Genomic DNA, 15,062 nt, shown 5'->3' with positions numbered 1-15,062 from the left:
CAGCCTGCGCCAGCGCAAGGCCCAGTCCCTTGGCGGCGGATTCCAGCAGGTGATGTCCGTTTTTGCCGTACTGGAAGCTAATGTGAAGATTGCACTGCGCCGCCGAGGCGAGCGCCTTGTAGAATTCCCGCCACACGTCCTTTTCCTCGCCGGCGATGACCGGAGGCAGCAGCTCGTCGCCGCGGAATTCCAGCCAGGGGCGGCCCGAAAGATCCACGGTGACGTCGGCCAGAGCTTCGTCCATGGGCACGCGGGCCCAGCCCGTGCGGGCTATGCCCTTTCTGTCGCCGAGGGCGTCGCGCAGGGCCCTGCCGAGGCACAGCGCCACGTCTTCCGTGGTGTGATGCGCATCGACGTGCATGTCGCCGGAACAGGTGAGGCAAAGGTCGAATCTGGCCCAGAAGGCCGTGAGCGTGAGCATGTGATCGAGCATGCCGAAGCCCGTGGAAACGGTGGTTTCTCCCCTGCCGTCGAGGCGAAGTTCCAGCCTGACCGAGGTTTCTCCCGTGGAGCGCGAAAGCGTTGCGCTGCGGGGTTCGTCATTCTGCGACATCAGGCCTCCTTCTTGTCTTCGTCGTCGCTCTTTTTGTCTTCCTTTTTCTTGTAGGCCATGGCCGACACGTAGATGCTGACCTCATAGAGCAGCAGCATGGGCAGGGCCATCAGGCACTGGGAGAACACGTCGGGCGGCGTCAGTATGGCGGCCACGATGAAGATGGCCAGAATGGCGTAGCGGCGGGAGCGCCGCATGAGATCGGGCGTGAGAATGCCGAAGCGCGAAAGGAAATACGCGAACAGGGGCATTTCAAACACCAGGCCGAAGGCCAGCAGCAGCTTGAGCGCAAAGCTGAGGTATTCCTCCACCGAGATCATGGGCACGATGGTGTCGGTGGCAAAGCCCATGAAGAACTGGAAGGCGATGGGGAACACCAGGAAGAAGCAGAACGCCGCACCGGCCAGAAAGAAGATGGAGGAGAAGAAGGCGAGCGGAAGCACGGCCTTTTTTTCCTCGCGGTAGAGGCCCGGCGCGATGAAGGCCCACAGCTGATAGAAGCTGAAGGGGCTGGTGCCGAACAGCGACGCCACAAGCGCCACCTTCATGTAGGTGAAGAAGGCTCCCTGAGGCGAGGTGTAGATGAGCTTGCTGCCCTCGGGCATGCAGGCCTGAAGCGGCGCGGACAGGAAGGCGTAAAGCTGTTCGGACACGCCGTAGAAGGCCACGAAGCCGAGCACCACGATGATGACGATGCGGAACAGACGTCGGCGCAGCTCGTTGAGATGCCCGAGAATGCTCATGGGCACGTCGTCTTCCGCGCCTTCGGGTTCGTCATCGTCGTCGCGATCGTCGTCGGTTTTTGCCGGTGCCTGAAACGCGGCAAAGGCGGGCGCGTTCTCGTAGGGCGGCGCGGGTTCCTTCGGCGGAGTTTCCTCTGTCTGCGACTTGTCTGCTTCCGGTTCTTTTCCGTCGGCGTTGCCGTCATCGGGCGTCTCGTCAGCCTTGCCGGAGTCCGTCGTCGTTTCGATGTCGGGGCCGGATGCGTCGTCGCGGTTCAGCGCGTCGTCGCCTGCGCCCTCGGTATCTTCGGTTCGGGAGTCGTCCGAGAAAAGATTGAGGGGGCCGTGCGGGCTGCCGTCTTCGGAAATGTCGGAAGGCTCGTCGTGCTTTTCCGCCGGGGCGTCGGACGGCGCTGCCTGCGACTCGTCGGAGGCGGCGGGCTCGCCGGATTCGCCTGCGGAAGCGTCGTCCGCGGGCTGTTCGGGGCGGAACTCGTGGCCGGTGGCTGCGGCTCTGGCCGCGGAAGCGTAATAGGAAGCAAGGTCCGGCTTGGCGTCTTTGGCGTCGTTCTGCTTGTCGTCCCCGTCGATCGGGGTCTGAGAATAGTCTTTATCTTCCATACCGGTGATCCGTTCAGGCCTTGTTTTCCGTCTCCGAAGCGGAGCTGCCGGTCGAACCGGAAGTCGTCTTTTCACGTTCCGCCGCCTTTTTTGCCTTGGCTTTTTCCTCTTCTTCCTCAAAGGCTATTTCCGTATTGAGGCTGCGCTGAAACTCCGTGGACACGCGGCGGAATTCTCCCATGGCGCGGCCGAGCGTGTGCGCTATCTTGGGCAGATTCTTGGGTCCGAGAACGAGAAGGGCCACGACCAGGATGACCAGCAATTCTGTGCTGCCGATGCCGAACATGTATAAAAACTCCTCAAGAGGGTTATCTCTCCGTCAGCCTTGGACGGTAGCATATCGTTGTGGGGCCTTCAAGTGCATCCTTGTCTTCCGCGGGCTTGGCAGAAGGGGCGTTTACGCCTCGTCGCGCGCGGAAAGACCGTCGCCGAAATGCCTGCGTATCACGCGTCCGCGCGCATCGAAGGTCACGCCTTCGGCCTCCAGCAGGGCGCGCTGACGCGAGGAGCCGTCGGGCGGCAGGGGAGCGAGGCTGCCGTCCTTCCGCACCACCCGCTGCCAGGGCACGTCCGACGGGCAGACGTGCAGCGCCCAGCCGACCTGCCGGGCCATGCGCGGATTGCCGGCCAGAAACGCCACCTGCCCGTAGCTGACGACCTGCCCGGGCGGCACGGCGCGCACGATGCGATAGACGAGTTCAAAGAAGTTCATGACGATGTTTTTCGTGACGGCCTTGAATCCGGATTCAGGCGGCAGGGGTGTGCTTTCTGCGCAGAGAGGCGCTCATTCTCCACCAGGAAAAGAGAAACGTCAGGGAGCTCAGCGTCCAGGTGGCGGGATAGATCCAGTAGATGACGGCGATGACGGGACACAGCGTGAGAAGCGGCGGGAGAATGGTCACGCGCACGGCGCACCAGCAGATGAGAATGACGGCCATGGCGAACATGGGGCGTCCTGCGCCGCGGAAGGCGGCGGCCAGGCCGTGCGTGCAGGCGGGCAGCAGATAGAAGGGCGCGGCCACGCGGGCGTATTCAGCCCCGAGGCGGATGACGTCTGCATCGGGGCTGAATACGCTTATGAGTTCCTCTCGCCAGACAAAAACGCCGAAACCGATGATTTCGGCCAGAATCATGGATAGCGTCAGACCGAACTTCATGCCTGCGCGCACCCGCATGGGATGATGCGCGCCGGTGTTCTGCCCCACGAAGGTGGCGAGGGCAAGCGCGATGCTCATGATGGGAATGAGGCAGAAGCCTTCTATTTTCTGATACGCACCGCAGGCTGCCATGGCAGCTGCGCCGAATGTGTTTATATAGCTCTGGATGACCACGTTGGACAGGCCGATGACGCAGTTCTGCATGCCGGAGGGAAAGCCGTACACGGCGAGCGGGCGCAGGCAGTGTGCGTGGAAGCGGATGTTTCGCAGGGAAAGATGACAGGGAGTGCTCGTGCGGCACAGGACGACTCCGCAGAGCACGGCGGAGAGCAGCTGGGAAATGACGGTAGCCGCGGCGGCCGACCACACGCCCCAGTGGCAGAGACTGATGAAGGCAATGTCGAGCACGACGTTGACTACGGAGGAAAAGATGAGGAAATACAGCGGATAACGACTGTTGCCCACGGCCTGAAGAATGCTTGCGAGCACGTTGTACACGACGAGGCCGAGAGATCCGGCAAAGTACACGCGCAGGTACTGGGCGGTGTCGGCAAAGACGTCGGCGGGGGTGTTCATCCAGCGCAGTATCTGCGGGGTGAAGGCGACGCCGAAGATGGTGAGGGCGAGTCCCGCAACGAGTCCGAAGGCCACGAGCGTATGAATGGAGTGACGCATGTCCCGAAAGAGGGAGGCTCCGAACTGCTGGGCGATGACCACTCCCGCGCCGAGGCTGATGCCGTTGATGAAGCCCACGAGCAGAAAGATAAGATTGCTTGTGCCGCTGACGGCGGCGAGCGCCTTGCCGCCGAGCAGGTTGCCTACGATGAGGGAGTCGGCGGCGTTGTAGAGCTGCTGAAAGAAGTTTCCGAGAATCAGCGGTATGGCAAAGAAGGTGATGGCCTTCCATATGGAGCCGCCGGTCATGCTGTTTTTGGGTGTGCGCATGGAAAATTTCCGCAAAATGACGAGTTGGAGCGTTCGGCCGGAAGGGGCCGCTTTGCCCGGCATTAGGCAGGGAGTCAGGAACAGAAAGGGCGCGGAAGCGCGCCGTGCCGCAGAGTAGAGCAGTTTGAGAAAAAAGAACAGGGGGCAGGGGCGACGCGGACGCGCCATGGGGAGAACATCGGAAAGATTCGTCGGATGCGGAGATAAAAAAGCCCCGGAAGCGGGCTTCCGGGGCGGAATGGCTTATTCCCACTCGATGGTGGACGGCGGTTTGGAGGAGATGTCGTACACCACGCGGTTGACGCCCTTCACCTCGTTGATGATGCGGCCGGAAATCTTGGCCAGCAGATCGGCGGGCAGGCGCGCCCAGTCGGCGGTCATGGCGTCCACGCTCTCCACGATGCGCAGGGCGATGACGTGCTCGTAGGTGCGGCCGTCGCCCATGACGCCCACGGTCTTGAGCGGCAGAAGCACGGCGAAGCCCTGCCAGACCTTGCGGTACCAGCCGGAGGCGCGGAGCTCTTCCATGACGATGACGTCGGCCTTGCGCAGGATTTCCAGGCGCGGCTTCGTCACTTCGCCGATGACGCGGATGGCAAGACCCGGACCGGGGAAGGGATGACGCCACAGGATGGATTCGGGAATGCCGAGTTCGGCGCCCACGGCGCGCACTTCGTCCTTGAAGAGTTCGCGCAGGGGCTCGATGAGCTTCATGTTCATCTTTTCGGGCAGGCCGCCCACGTTGTGGTGGCTCTTGATGACGGCGCTCGGTCCCTTGTAGGACACGGATTCGATGACGTCGGGATACAGGGTGCCCTGAGCGAGGAACTTGACGTCGTGACCGGCGTCCTTGATGGCCTGGGCTTCCTTGTCGAAGACGTCGATGAAGGTGTGGCCGATGATCTTGCGCTTCTTTTCAGGATCGTCCACGCCGGCCAGCAGATCGAGGAACAGGTCGGAAGCCTGAACGTACTTGAGGTTCAGATTGAAGTGTTCGCGCAGGTATCCCACGACCTCTTCGCCTTCGTTCTGACGCAACACGCCGTTGTCCACGAAAATGCAGTGCAGCTGCTGACCGATGGCCTTGTTGAGCAGCACGGCCACCACGGTGGAATCCACGCCGCCGGAGAGCGCGCAGATGACGTGGCTGTCGCCCACGGTTTCGCGCACCTGCTTGACCACGCGTTCCACGAAGGAGCTCATGGACCAGTCGGGCGTGATCTTCGCCACCTTGAAGAGGAAGTTCCGGATCATCTGCGCGCCGTCTTCGGAGTGATGCACTTCGGGGTGGAACTGCAGGGCGTAGATGCGGCGTTCGTCGCAGCTCATGGCGGCCACGTCGAGGGTGGCGGTGCGGCCGGTCACGATGAAGCCGGGCGGAGGCGTCTGCACCTTGTCGCCGTGGGACATCCACACGCGGGAGCTTTTGCCTTCGGCGAGGGAGGCAATGCCGTCCCACAGGGGGCAGTCGGCCACCTTTTCAAAGTCGGCGGGGCCGTATTCGCGGGTTTCGGACTGGGCGAGCACGCCGCCGAGCTCGTGGGCGAGAAGCTGCATGCCGTAGCAGATGCCGAGCACCGGCACGCCGAGTTCAAGCAGGCCCTTGTCGAGACGGGGAGCGTCCTTTTCGCCCACGCTGGCGGGGCCGCCGGAAAGAATGACGGCGTCGGGATGCATGGCGGCCACGGCCTCGGCGGAGGTGACGCAGGGATGAATTTCGGAATAGACTCCGGCCTCGCGCACGCGGCGGGCGATGAGCTGGGTGACCTGGGAGCCGAAGTCGAGAATGATGACTTTGGACATGCGATTTCCAGAGATGTTGAGGCCCTGCTCCGCGGGTAGGGCGAAGCAGGGCCGTGACGGTTAGTTTTCGACCTTGTAGTTGGGGGCTTCCTTGGTGATGATGACGTCGTGGACGTGGCTTTCACGCAGGCCGGAAGCGGAGATTTCCACCATGTGGGCCTTCTGATAGAGCTCGTCCAGCGTGGAAGCGCCCAGATAGCCCATGCCGGAGCGCAGGCCGCCCACAAGCTGGAACACGGTGTCGGAAACGGGACCGCGGGCGGGCACGCGGCCCACGATGCCCTCGGGCACCAGCTTCTTGGTGGGGTTCTGGAAATAGCGGTCGGCGCTGCCGGCGCGCATGGCGTCGATGGATCCCATGCCGCGATAGGTCTTGTAGGCGCGGCCCTGATAGAGAATGGTTTCGCCCGGGCTTTCGTCGGTGCCGGCGAGCATGCTGCCGATCATGACGGTGTGCGCGCCGCAGGCGAGCGCCTTGACGATGTCGCCGGAGAACTTGAGGCCGCCGTCGGCGATGCAGCAGCGGTCGGCTTCACGGGCGGCGCGGCTGCCTTCCATGACGGCCGTCACCTGCGGAACGCCGACGCCGGCGACCACGCGGGTGGTGCAGATGGAGCCGGGTCCGATGCCGACCTTGACGGTGTCGGCGCCGGCCTTGATGAGGGCCTTGGCGCCTTCATAGGTGGCCACGTTGCCCGCGATGAGCTGGCAGTTCGGGAAGGTGGAACGCAGCATTTCCACGCTGCGCAGCACGTTGGCGGAATGGCCGTGAGCGCAGTCGAGCACGAGCACGTCCACGCCGGCGGAGAGCAGTTCGGAGGCGCGATATTCGCAGTCCTTGCTGATGCTCACGGCGGCGCCTACGCGCAGACGGCCCTTGTCGTCCTTGCTGGCGTTGGGGTACTGCTGCACCTTGTCGATGTCCTTCATGGTGATGAGGCCGCGCAGCTGGCGGTTTTCATCCACGACGAGGAGCTTTTCGATGCGGTGGGCGTGCAGGTGATGCTTGGCTTCTTCGAGGGTGGTGCCCACGGGCACGGTCACGAGGTTTTCGCGGGTCATCACTTCGCAGACGAGAGTGGTCTGCGGTTCGGTGACGAAGCGCACGTCGCGGTTGGTGAGAATGCCGACGAGCGCGCTGTTCTTCACCACGGGCAGGCCGGAAACGCGGAAGTCGGACATGAGGTCCAGAGCGTGCTGCACCGTGTCGTCGGGGGCGACGGTGACGGGATCGAGAATCATGCCGCTTTCGGACTTCTTGACCTTTTCCACTTCAAGGCGCTGGCGGGCGACGTCCATGTTCTTGTGGATGATGCCTATGCCGCCCTGACGGGCCATGGAAATGGCCATTTCGGCTTCCGTTACGGTATCCATGGCGGCAGAGATGAAGGGTACGCCGAGCTTGATGCTGGGAGTCAGCCATGCCGACACGTCAACCATGTCCGGCGTGACTTCCGAATATTCGGGAACCAGAAGGACATCGTCGAATGTCAATGCCTTGCCAAGCACAGTGGCCATATGTTTCCTCCGGGGTTGGATTAAAATCGGAAAAAGATAGGTCAGGATATCGAGGTGACATGTGCCTGTCAACAGCAGGAATCACGCCCCTCTCATGACTCCGGCCCGGGAGACGGGGGCGGCGGGAATGCAAAAAAGGCCGGAAAGCGTGCTTTCCGGCCTGGAACCATGCGGAGACAGAGGAAAATCAGCAGCGGAGGTTGGAACCCTGGCTGGAGTTGCGGGAAATGGTTTCTTCCGCGGCGTCGCATTCGACGGAGTCTTCGGCGGGCTTCTCTTCGGCTTCGCCGCAGCGCAGATTGGAATCGCGGCTGGAGTTGCGCGAGATGGTCTCTTCGGCAGGGTCGCATTCCGCCTCTTCGGGCTTGTCGGCGGGGGCGGGAGCGGGGGCCGCTTCGCCGCAGCGGAGGTTGGAGCCGTGGCTGGAATTGCGGGAAATGGTGGTTTCGGCGGCGTCGCATTCATGGTCGGCGTCGGCCTTGTCCATGGCGTCGCGCAGACGCTGTTCGTCTTCGTGGGAGAGCGAGGTCTGAATGATGGTGCCGCCCGTACCCGCGAGTTCCTGCAGAGCCTTGTCCAGGGTGATGCTGCGGAAGAGAATGAACAGCATGGAGCCGCCGGGCTTCAGATTCTGACCCAGCTGCTTCATGAACTGATCGTTGATGCCGACGTCCGCCAGCGCGCCGGAAAGGGCGCCGGCCCCGGCGCCTACGGCCGCGCCGAGCAGGGGATTCATGAAAAGCAGACCTATGAGCAGGCCCCAGAAGCCGCCGGAAACGGCCCCGGCGCCGGTGAGGTTGTGGAGCTGGAGCAGCTTTATCTTGCCGTCCTCCTTGCGGACGGCGATGACGGCGTCTTCCAGATCGACAAGATATTCCTGCTGCATTTTGAGAAGTCTCAGACGTACTTCTTCAGCCTGAAACTCGTTGGGATAGGCAACGACGACAAGAGTACTCATGGAACCTCCTTTTTCTTTACAGGTACCATGCGCGCCGATAAAAAGCTATGAGTATTGTGAAGAAAAACTTGGCAGGCGCGAAGTTATTTTCCGCACCAGTAGAGAGCTTATGCGTCGCCGTTGCGACCGCAGTTGCAGAGCGTCATGAGAAAAAAGGCGCGTTCAGGCGAGCTTCAGATGCAGGATGGGAAAGGGAAGGCCGAGGGCGTCGGAGGCGCTGCGTCCCGCGACCTCAAATCCGGCGTGGAGGTAGAATCCGAGACCCTGCGCGTTCTGTTCGTTGACGTCCACGCGGCGCGCGCCGCGCCGGAGGGCCTCATAGAGAAGCTCTCCCCCCAGCCCCCGGCCGCGATGGGAGGCCGCAACGAAGAGCATGTCCACCATGTCGCCGTGCATGCCGAGAAACGCGACGGGATTGTCGTCCTCCACAGCCGCAAGCAGCACGGGAACCTTGCGCAGCCCCTCAAGCACGTGCGGGCGCAGCAGAATGATGTCCTGATTGGAAAGAAAGTCGTGCGTGGCCGCCACCGAGGATTCCCAGATCAGCAGCAGGCATCCGAGAATCCCCTCCGGGCGATCCTTGATTTCTTCGATGGTCATGGAGTCTCCACAGCATTGGGATGAAGGCGTTTTTCGGAAGCGTCGCCGGGCCGCAGCCGCTGTGCCTGCCGAGCCGCTGCCTTCGGTAAAGGCGGTCTTGTCGGAGAGGGCCGCTTTCCGAATCCCGTGAAGTTTCGGAAGTTGCGCCGCTGACGAAGCACATGAAGGGAGGTGCTTTCGGCCCGGGGGGGGGGAGGGGCGTCACTCGGGACGCGCGCGGCGCGCCGCGGGAACCGCCTGCCGGGCGAGGGGAGCGCGCCGTCATGAAAAAAGGCCATGAGGCAGTTTCCTCATGGCCCGTCGGACTACTTTTTCTCCCGCTTGGCGTGGGAGGATCTCAGATGCAGGCGCATGGGCGCATGCCGTATGCCGAACATGCGGCGCAGGGAGCGTTCCAGATAGCGGGCGTAGGAAGGCGCCACGCGGTCGGCGTCGTTGACGAAGCACACGAAGGTGGGCGGTTCGCTTTCAGCCTGGGTGAGATAGAAGAACTTGGGACGCACGCGGCGCACCACGGGAGCCTGATGCCGGGTGAGGGTTTCTTCCATGGCTCGGTTGAGCAGGCCGGTGGACACGCGGGTGCCGCACTCGGCGTAGATGCGTTCGGCGAGCGGAATGAGCTTGTTCAGGCCTTCGCCCGTGCGCGCCGACGTGGGCACCAGCGGCACGTGATAGCAGAAGCTGAGCTCTTCCTGAAGATCCTTCATGAGGTCGGCGCGGGCCTTGGTGGGAATGAGGTCTATCTTGTTCACGATGATGAGGAAGGGCGTCTTGCGCTCGTCGAGCAGCTCGATGAGTCGCTTGTCCTGCGTGGTGAGGCCTTCGGTGGCGTCCAGCAGCAGGAAGGTCACGTCGGCCTTGGTGGTGCTCTTCAGCGAGGAGTTCACGGAAAAGCGCTCCACGGTGTCGGTGATGCGGGAGCGGCGGCGCACGCCGGCGGTGTCCACAAAGGTGTAGGTCTTGCCGTTCTTCTCCACGGAAACGTCCACGCTGTCGCGCGTGGTGCCCGCCTGATCGCTCACGATCATGCGGTCTTCGCCGATGAAGGCGTTGGTCATGGAAGACTTGCCCGCGTTGGGGCGGCCGAGCAGGCAGAGGCGCAGATGATCGGTCGCCTTGCGGCGGCGGATGCCGGGCTTGTCGCGGTCTTCTTCCAGCTCTTCGGAGGCTTCTTCCTGATCGTCTTCGTCGAAGCCGTCGTCTTCCGGCAGCATGTCGCGTATTTCTTCCTCAAGGGCGCGCAGGTTGTGCCCGTGTTCCGCGGAGCAGGCGATGAGGGGAAAGCCGAGGCCGTGGAATTCGGCCAGCATGAGCTCTTCCTTTTCCGCGCCGTCCACCTTGTTGACCACGAGCAGAATGGGCTTGTCGCACTTGCGCAGGTACGAGGCGAGATGTTCGTCGAAGGGCATGAGGCCGTCGCGGCCGTCCACCACCATGCAGATGACGTCGGCTTCCTTCAGCGCGGCCTCGGCCTGACGCAGAATGTCGGCCTCAAAGCCGCGGATGCCCGCCGGACCTTCGGCCACGGCTTCGTGATGATCCAGCGTGATGCCGCCGGTATCGACAATGGCGAAGTCGCGTCCGTAGCGGGAACGCACCACGCCTTCCATGCGGTCGCGCGTGACGCCCGGACGGTCGTGCGTGATGGCGCGGTTGCTGCGGATGAGGCGGTTGAACAGGGTGGACTTGCCCACGTTGGGGCGGCCCAGCAGAACGACTTTGGGCATCATGAGCGCACACCTCGCGAAAAAATGAATGTATGGTTAGGCCGGCCGGGAGGCCGCCCGAGCATGAAAAAAGGAAAATCGTGCAGAACGGAGGCAATCTTTTACGCCGAACTGCCCCGTCTGTCCAACATTTTTAGGATACCCCTTCCGAATGGAGGAAATCAAGCCAAGAAAAATATTAACATAACTATTTGAAATATCATAAAAAATAAAAAAATCCTTGCAATATTCCGCCAATTCGTCTATAAATGCTTACTTTCAGCTCCAGCAAAAGACATTTCCCTAAAACGGAGTCCAGCCATGACCCGCAAAGATCGTACGGAAGGTATCTACAGTCGTCGCGAAGTTCTCGACGAGAGCGAACGCCGTCAGTACAACCTCATTCAGCTCAAGGATCTGCTTTCCTACGCCTACCGCTATTCGGAAGACGTTAAGAAGCGTTTCGACCGCGCGCAGTTCAACGTCGAAAAATTCAAGACGCTGTCCGACCTCAAGCATATTCCCATCCTTAAAAAGAAGGAACTCATCTTCCTGCAGACCATGGGCCCGCGCCTCGGCGGTCTGCTCACCAAGGACATCGGCGAACTGCGCCGCGTGTTCCTTTCCCCCGGCCCCATCTTCGACCCCGAAGACAGAAACGACGACTACTGGGGATACACCGAAGCCTTCTATTCCGTGGGCTTCCGTCCCGGCGACGCCGTGCAGGTGACCTTCAACTATCACCTGGCTCCCGCGGGCCTGATGTTTGAAGAGCCGCTGCGCAATCTCGGCTGCGCCTCCATTCCCGCCGGTCCCACCGACGCCGCCACGCAGCTCGACATCATGCAGAAGCTGCGCGTTTCCGGCTACGTGGGCACGCCGAGCTTCCTCATGCATCTTGCCCAGCGCGCCGAAGAAAAGGGCCTCAACCTGCGCAAGGATCTCTTCCTGGAAGTGGCCTTCGTGACCGGCGAACGTCTGTCGGAAAAAATCCGCAGCCAGATGGAAAAGAAGTACGACATCATCATGCGCCAGGGCTACGGCACCGCCGACGTGGGCTGCATAGGCTACGAGTGCTTCCAGAAGAACGGTCTGCACATTTCCAACCGCTGCTATGTGGAAATCTGCCATCCCGACACCGGCATTCCGCTCAAGGACGGCGAAGTGGGCGAAGTGGTGGTGACCGCCTTCAACAAGACCTATCCGCTGATCCGTCTTGCCACGGGCGACCTCTCCTACATCGACCGCACGCCCTGCTCCTGCGGACGCACGAGCCCGCGCCTCGGCAGCATCGTGGGCCGCGTGGACACCACCGCCCGCATCAAGGGCATGTTCGTGTATCCGCATCAGGTGGAACAGGTCATGGCCCGCTTCGAGGAAATCAAGCGCTGGCAGATCGAAGTCACCAACCCCGGCGGCGTGGACGAAATGGTGCTCTACGTCGAAGCGAGCAACTTCAAGCGCAAGGAAGAACTCCAGCACCTGTTCCGCGAGCGCATCAAGCTGCGCCCCGAACTGCGCATTCTTGCTCCGGGCAGTCTGCCTCCGCAGATCAAGCCCATCGAAGACAAGCGCGTCTGGGATTAATCCCGGAACGCTTTCCGCCTTCGGAGGGAGATAAAAAATCGTTGTCAGGGCGGTCGTCCTTCGGGGCGGCCGCCTTGTTTTTAATGCCGTTTGCGGCTAGTTTGTGAAAAACTGTTACAAGGAGGTGGCGGAGTTTGCCGGCTAAGGGTTGGTGTTCCTTGGATTTTGGTCCAAAAATGTGGATGCCTGCCCGAACCGCGAAACAAAAACAGATTACTTTCATAAGAATTTCCAGAGGATCTTGACAAAAGGCAAATATTCACTAAAAATGTCGACATTCGACAACGTAGTTGCTCCATTTTTTATCATGCGAGGACACCATGATTAAAGTTGTTTCCACCACTGCGGCTCCTGCGGCCATCGGCCCCTATTCTCAGGGCATCCAGGCCTGCGGAATGACGTTCTTTTCCGGTCAGCTCGGCATTGATCCCGCGACCGGCAAGCTCGCCGAAGGCGGCGTGAAGGCGCAGGCCGAGCAGTCTCTCAAGAATATCGCGGCTCTTCTCGCCTCCGTGGGCGCGAAGCCTTCCGACATTGTGAAGACCACCATCTTCCTGGTGGACATTGCGGATTTCGCCGCAGTGAACGAAGTGTACGGCAAGTTCTTTGACGGCGCGTACCCTGCCCGTTCCTGCGTGGCCGTGCATCAGCTCCCCATGAACGGACTCGTGGAAATCGAGGTCGTGGTGGCCAAGTAGTTTGAGTGCCGGCGGGTTCCGGCTCAGGCCGGAGCCCTTTGTTGCCATTCCGGAGGAGGAGAAGGAGGATAGCGCAAGAGGAACTGAAAGAGGCAGTGACGTGCGAGCCGAATCCGCGTGAACGCGCGGATGTGGCCGTGAGATAAGGATTCAAGCAGTCAGTATTGAGAGTCGTTATGTCAAAACGTTTAGGTCTTCCCGCCCAGATGGGCATAGGTATGGTTCTCGGCATCGTTGTGGGTGCCATGGCTCCTTCCTTCAACCTGGAAGCCAGCTGGTTCAAGCCGCTCGGCGATCTGTTCATCACTCTGGTGCGCATGGTGGTTGTGCCGCTCGTGTTCACCACGCTCGTGGCCGGCGCCGCCAGCGTGTGCGACGTGAAGGAACTCGGCCGCGTTGCTTCAAAAACGCTTATTTATTATCTGCTCACGACGACCGTGGCCGTTATCATCGGTCTTATTCTCGCCAACCTGCTCCGTCCCGGTCTCGGTCTGACGCTCTCCATGGAAAACCTGCAGGTGAAGGACGTTTCCGCGCCTCCGCTCATCAAGGTGCTCATGGACATCGTGCCGCTGAACCCGATTGACGCCCTGGCCAAGGGCAACATGCTCCAGGTCATCTTCTTCGCCATCCTGTTCGGCTTTGCTCTCAGCATGCTCGGCGACAGAGGCCGTCCCGCCTTCGTGTTCTTCGACTCCTGCGCCGAAGTCATGATCAAGGTGACCGGCATCGTCATGCGCTACGCTCCCATCGGCGTGTTCGGCCTCATGGCTTTCACCGTGGCCAACCACGGCCTGAGCGTGCTGCTGCCGCTCATCAAGCTGGTCGGCGTCATGTATCTGGCCTGCATCTTCCAGGTGCTGCTGGTCTATCTGCCCTGCGCCAAGTTCTCCGGCCTTACGCCCAGCACGTTCCTGAAGGGGCTCTCTGAACCTCTCATGATCTCCTTCTCCACCTGCTCCTCCGCGGCCGCTCTTTCCTCCAACCTGCTTTCCGTGCAGAAGCTCGGCGCTTCCAAGTCCGTGTCCAGCTTCTCCATTCCGCTCGGCAATACCATCAACATGGACGGCGCGGCCATCTACATGGGCGTTGCGGCCATCTTTGCCGCGGAAGTGTACGGCATCCCCATGCCCATCGATAAGCAGCTCACCGTCATTCTGCTGGCCGTGCTTGCCTCCATCGGCTCCATGGGCGTGCCCGGCGCGGCGCTCATCATGATCACCATGGTGTTCACGCAGGTCGGCATTCCGCTGGAAGCCATCGCCCTCATCGCCGGCGTTGACCGTATCATGGACATGGCCCGTACCACCATCAACGTGCTCGGCGACGCCACCGGCGCCATCTTGGTGTCCAAGCTTGAGCACAACGGCGAGTGCAGAGGCTGACCGTGATTCAGCGTTTTGCCGATCATTCGCCCGTGCCCCGCACCATAGGCATTGTGGGGGGGCTTGGTCCCTACGCCGGGTATGACCTCGTGCGCAAGATCTTCCGCTGGACCAGGGCCAGCAGAGATCAGGACCATCTTCCCCTCATGCTTCACTCCTTCCCCGGGTGGATTCCGGAGCGTCCCGCCTTTCTGCTGGGGCAGACGAAGGAAAATCCCGGGGAGGACATCGGCGGCATTATGGCGCAGCTCGCCAGAAACGGCGCCCGCGTCATAGGCATGCCCTGCAACACGGCGCACAGCCCCCGCATTCTGAATGTGGCTCTGGAGCGCCTGCGCGAAACCGGTCTGGACGTGACGTTCGTGTCGATCATCGACAGTGCGGTGCGTCACATGCAGGCCATGTGTCCGAACGGAGGCCGCATAGGCCTCATGGGCACGGTGGCCACGCTGCAGACCCGCCTGTATCAGGACGCTCTGGAAAAGGCCGGGCTTGAGCCCGTGCTCCCGGACGACGACGAGTGCGCTCTTGTTCAGCGCGCCATCAGCGATCCTGAATTCGGCGTGAAGGCTTTTTCCGATCCTGTTTCCCCGAGAGCGCGTCAGATACTTCTCGACACCGCCCGCCGCCTTGTGGAAAAGAAACAGGTATCCGTCATACTTCTTGGCTGCACGGAAATCCCCGTTGCGGTCACGGAGACCAGTCTGCTGGATACTCCTGTCGTGGACGCCACAAGCGTGCTCGCTCGGGAACTGATCCGGGCCAGTTGTCCGGAACGACTTAAGGAACCCTCAAAACTTCAATTTTAG

At 61.5% G+C, this 15,062-nt stretch carries 12 protein-coding genes and 2 pseudogenes; 4 read left to right on the top strand and 10 right to left on the bottom strand.

The annotated features are described in order from the left end of the window. The 10 genes and pseudogenes from Q0K02_RS09110 to der form a co-directional block, all read right to left on the bottom strand. A partial coding sequence (locus tag Q0K02_RS09110; protein ID WP_294487764.1) for an imidazoleglycerol-phosphate dehydratase occupies nucleotides 1–553 on the bottom strand: 553 nt, incomplete at its 3' end. After that, nucleotides 553–1,896, bottom strand: a complete 1,344-nt coding sequence (tatC, locus tag Q0K02_RS09105; RefSeq protein WP_294487761.1) for a twin-arginine translocase subunit TatC — start codon at nucleotides 1,894–1,896, stop codon at nucleotides 553–555. The genes tatC and Q0K02_RS09110, both read right to left, overlap by 1 nt. Before the next feature lie 85 nt (nucleotides 1,897–1,981). Continuing rightward, nucleotides 1,982–2,182, bottom strand: a pseudogene (gene tatB, locus Q0K02_RS09100) (Sec-independent protein translocase protein TatB); the annotation flags it as partial. Between the two features lie 111 nt (nucleotides 2,183–2,293). After that, a complete protein-coding gene (locus Q0K02_RS09095; RefSeq protein ID WP_294487757.1) occupies nucleotides 2,294–2,608 on the bottom strand; it encodes an MGMT family protein in 315 nt (104 codons plus the stop codon). A gap of 34 nt (nucleotides 2,609–2,642) precedes the next feature. Then, nucleotides 2,643–3,998: an MATE family efflux transporter gene (locus Q0K02_RS09090; protein ID WP_363315676.1), complete on the bottom strand. Its 1,356-nt coding sequence runs from the start codon at nucleotides 3,996–3,998 to the stop codon at nucleotides 2,643–2,645. 243 nt (nucleotides 3,999–4,241) lie between these two features. Next, complete coding sequence (gene guaA, locus Q0K02_RS09085) at nucleotides 4,242–5,801, bottom strand: glutamine-hydrolyzing GMP synthase (RefSeq protein WP_294487752.1); 1,560 nt, start codon at nucleotides 5,799–5,801, stop codon at nucleotides 4,242–4,244. A gap of 60 nt (nucleotides 5,802–5,861) precedes the next feature. Further along, nucleotides 5,862–7,319, bottom strand: a complete 1,458-nt coding sequence (guaB, locus tag Q0K02_RS09080) for an IMP dehydrogenase (protein WP_294487750.1) — start codon at nucleotides 7,317–7,319, stop codon at nucleotides 5,862–5,864. A gap of 475 nt (nucleotides 7,320–7,794) precedes the next feature. Beyond that, nucleotides 7,795–8,277, bottom strand: a pseudogene (locus Q0K02_RS09075) (DUF1269 domain-containing protein); the annotation flags it as partial. Nucleotides 8,278–8,439: 162 nt separating this feature from the next. After that, nucleotides 8,440–8,877 carry a GNAT family N-acetyltransferase gene (locus Q0K02_RS09070; RefSeq protein ID WP_294487747.1) on the bottom strand — a complete coding sequence of 146 codons (438 nt, stop codon included), beginning with the start codon at nucleotides 8,875–8,877 and terminating at the stop codon, nucleotides 8,440–8,442. Nucleotides 8,878–9,182: 305 nt separating this feature from the next. Continuing rightward, nucleotides 9,183–10,607 (bottom strand): ribosome biogenesis GTPase Der, encoded by a 1,425-nt coding sequence (gene der, locus Q0K02_RS09065; protein ID WP_294487745.1) that lies wholly within the window; start codon nucleotides 10,605–10,607, stop codon nucleotides 9,183–9,185. 297 nt (nucleotides 10,608–10,904) lie between these two features. On the opposite strand from der, the gene Q0K02_RS09060 reads away from it, so the two are divergent. From Q0K02_RS09060 to Q0K02_RS09045, 4 genes are all read left to right on the top strand, one after another. After that, a complete protein-coding gene (locus Q0K02_RS09060; protein WP_077071475.1) occupies nucleotides 10,905–12,170 on the top strand; it encodes an AMP-binding protein in 1,266 nt (421 codons plus the stop codon). 320 nt (nucleotides 12,171–12,490) lie between these two features. Continuing rightward, a complete protein-coding gene (locus Q0K02_RS09055; protein WP_294487738.1) occupies nucleotides 12,491–12,868 on the top strand; it encodes a RidA family protein in 378 nt (125 codons plus the stop codon). A 176-nt stretch (nucleotides 12,869–13,044) separates the two neighbouring features. Then, entirely contained in the window at nucleotides 13,045–14,253 is a 1,209-nt protein-coding gene (locus Q0K02_RS09050) for a dicarboxylate/amino acid:cation symporter (protein WP_294487736.1), read from the top strand. A gap of 2 nt (nucleotides 14,254–14,255) precedes the next feature. Beyond that, nucleotides 14,256–15,062: an amino acid racemase gene (locus Q0K02_RS09045; protein ID WP_294487733.1), complete on the top strand. Its 807-nt coding sequence runs from the start codon at nucleotides 14,256–14,258 to the stop codon at nucleotides 15,060–15,062.

Source organism: uncultured Mailhella sp., from assembly GCF_944324995.1.
Taxonomy (GTDB): Bacteria; Desulfobacterota; Desulfovibrionia; order Desulfovibrionales; family Desulfovibrionaceae; genus Mailhella.
The sequence above is the reverse complement of the archived record's forward strand: the minus strand, read 5'-3'. Positions and strand labels throughout refer to the sequence as shown.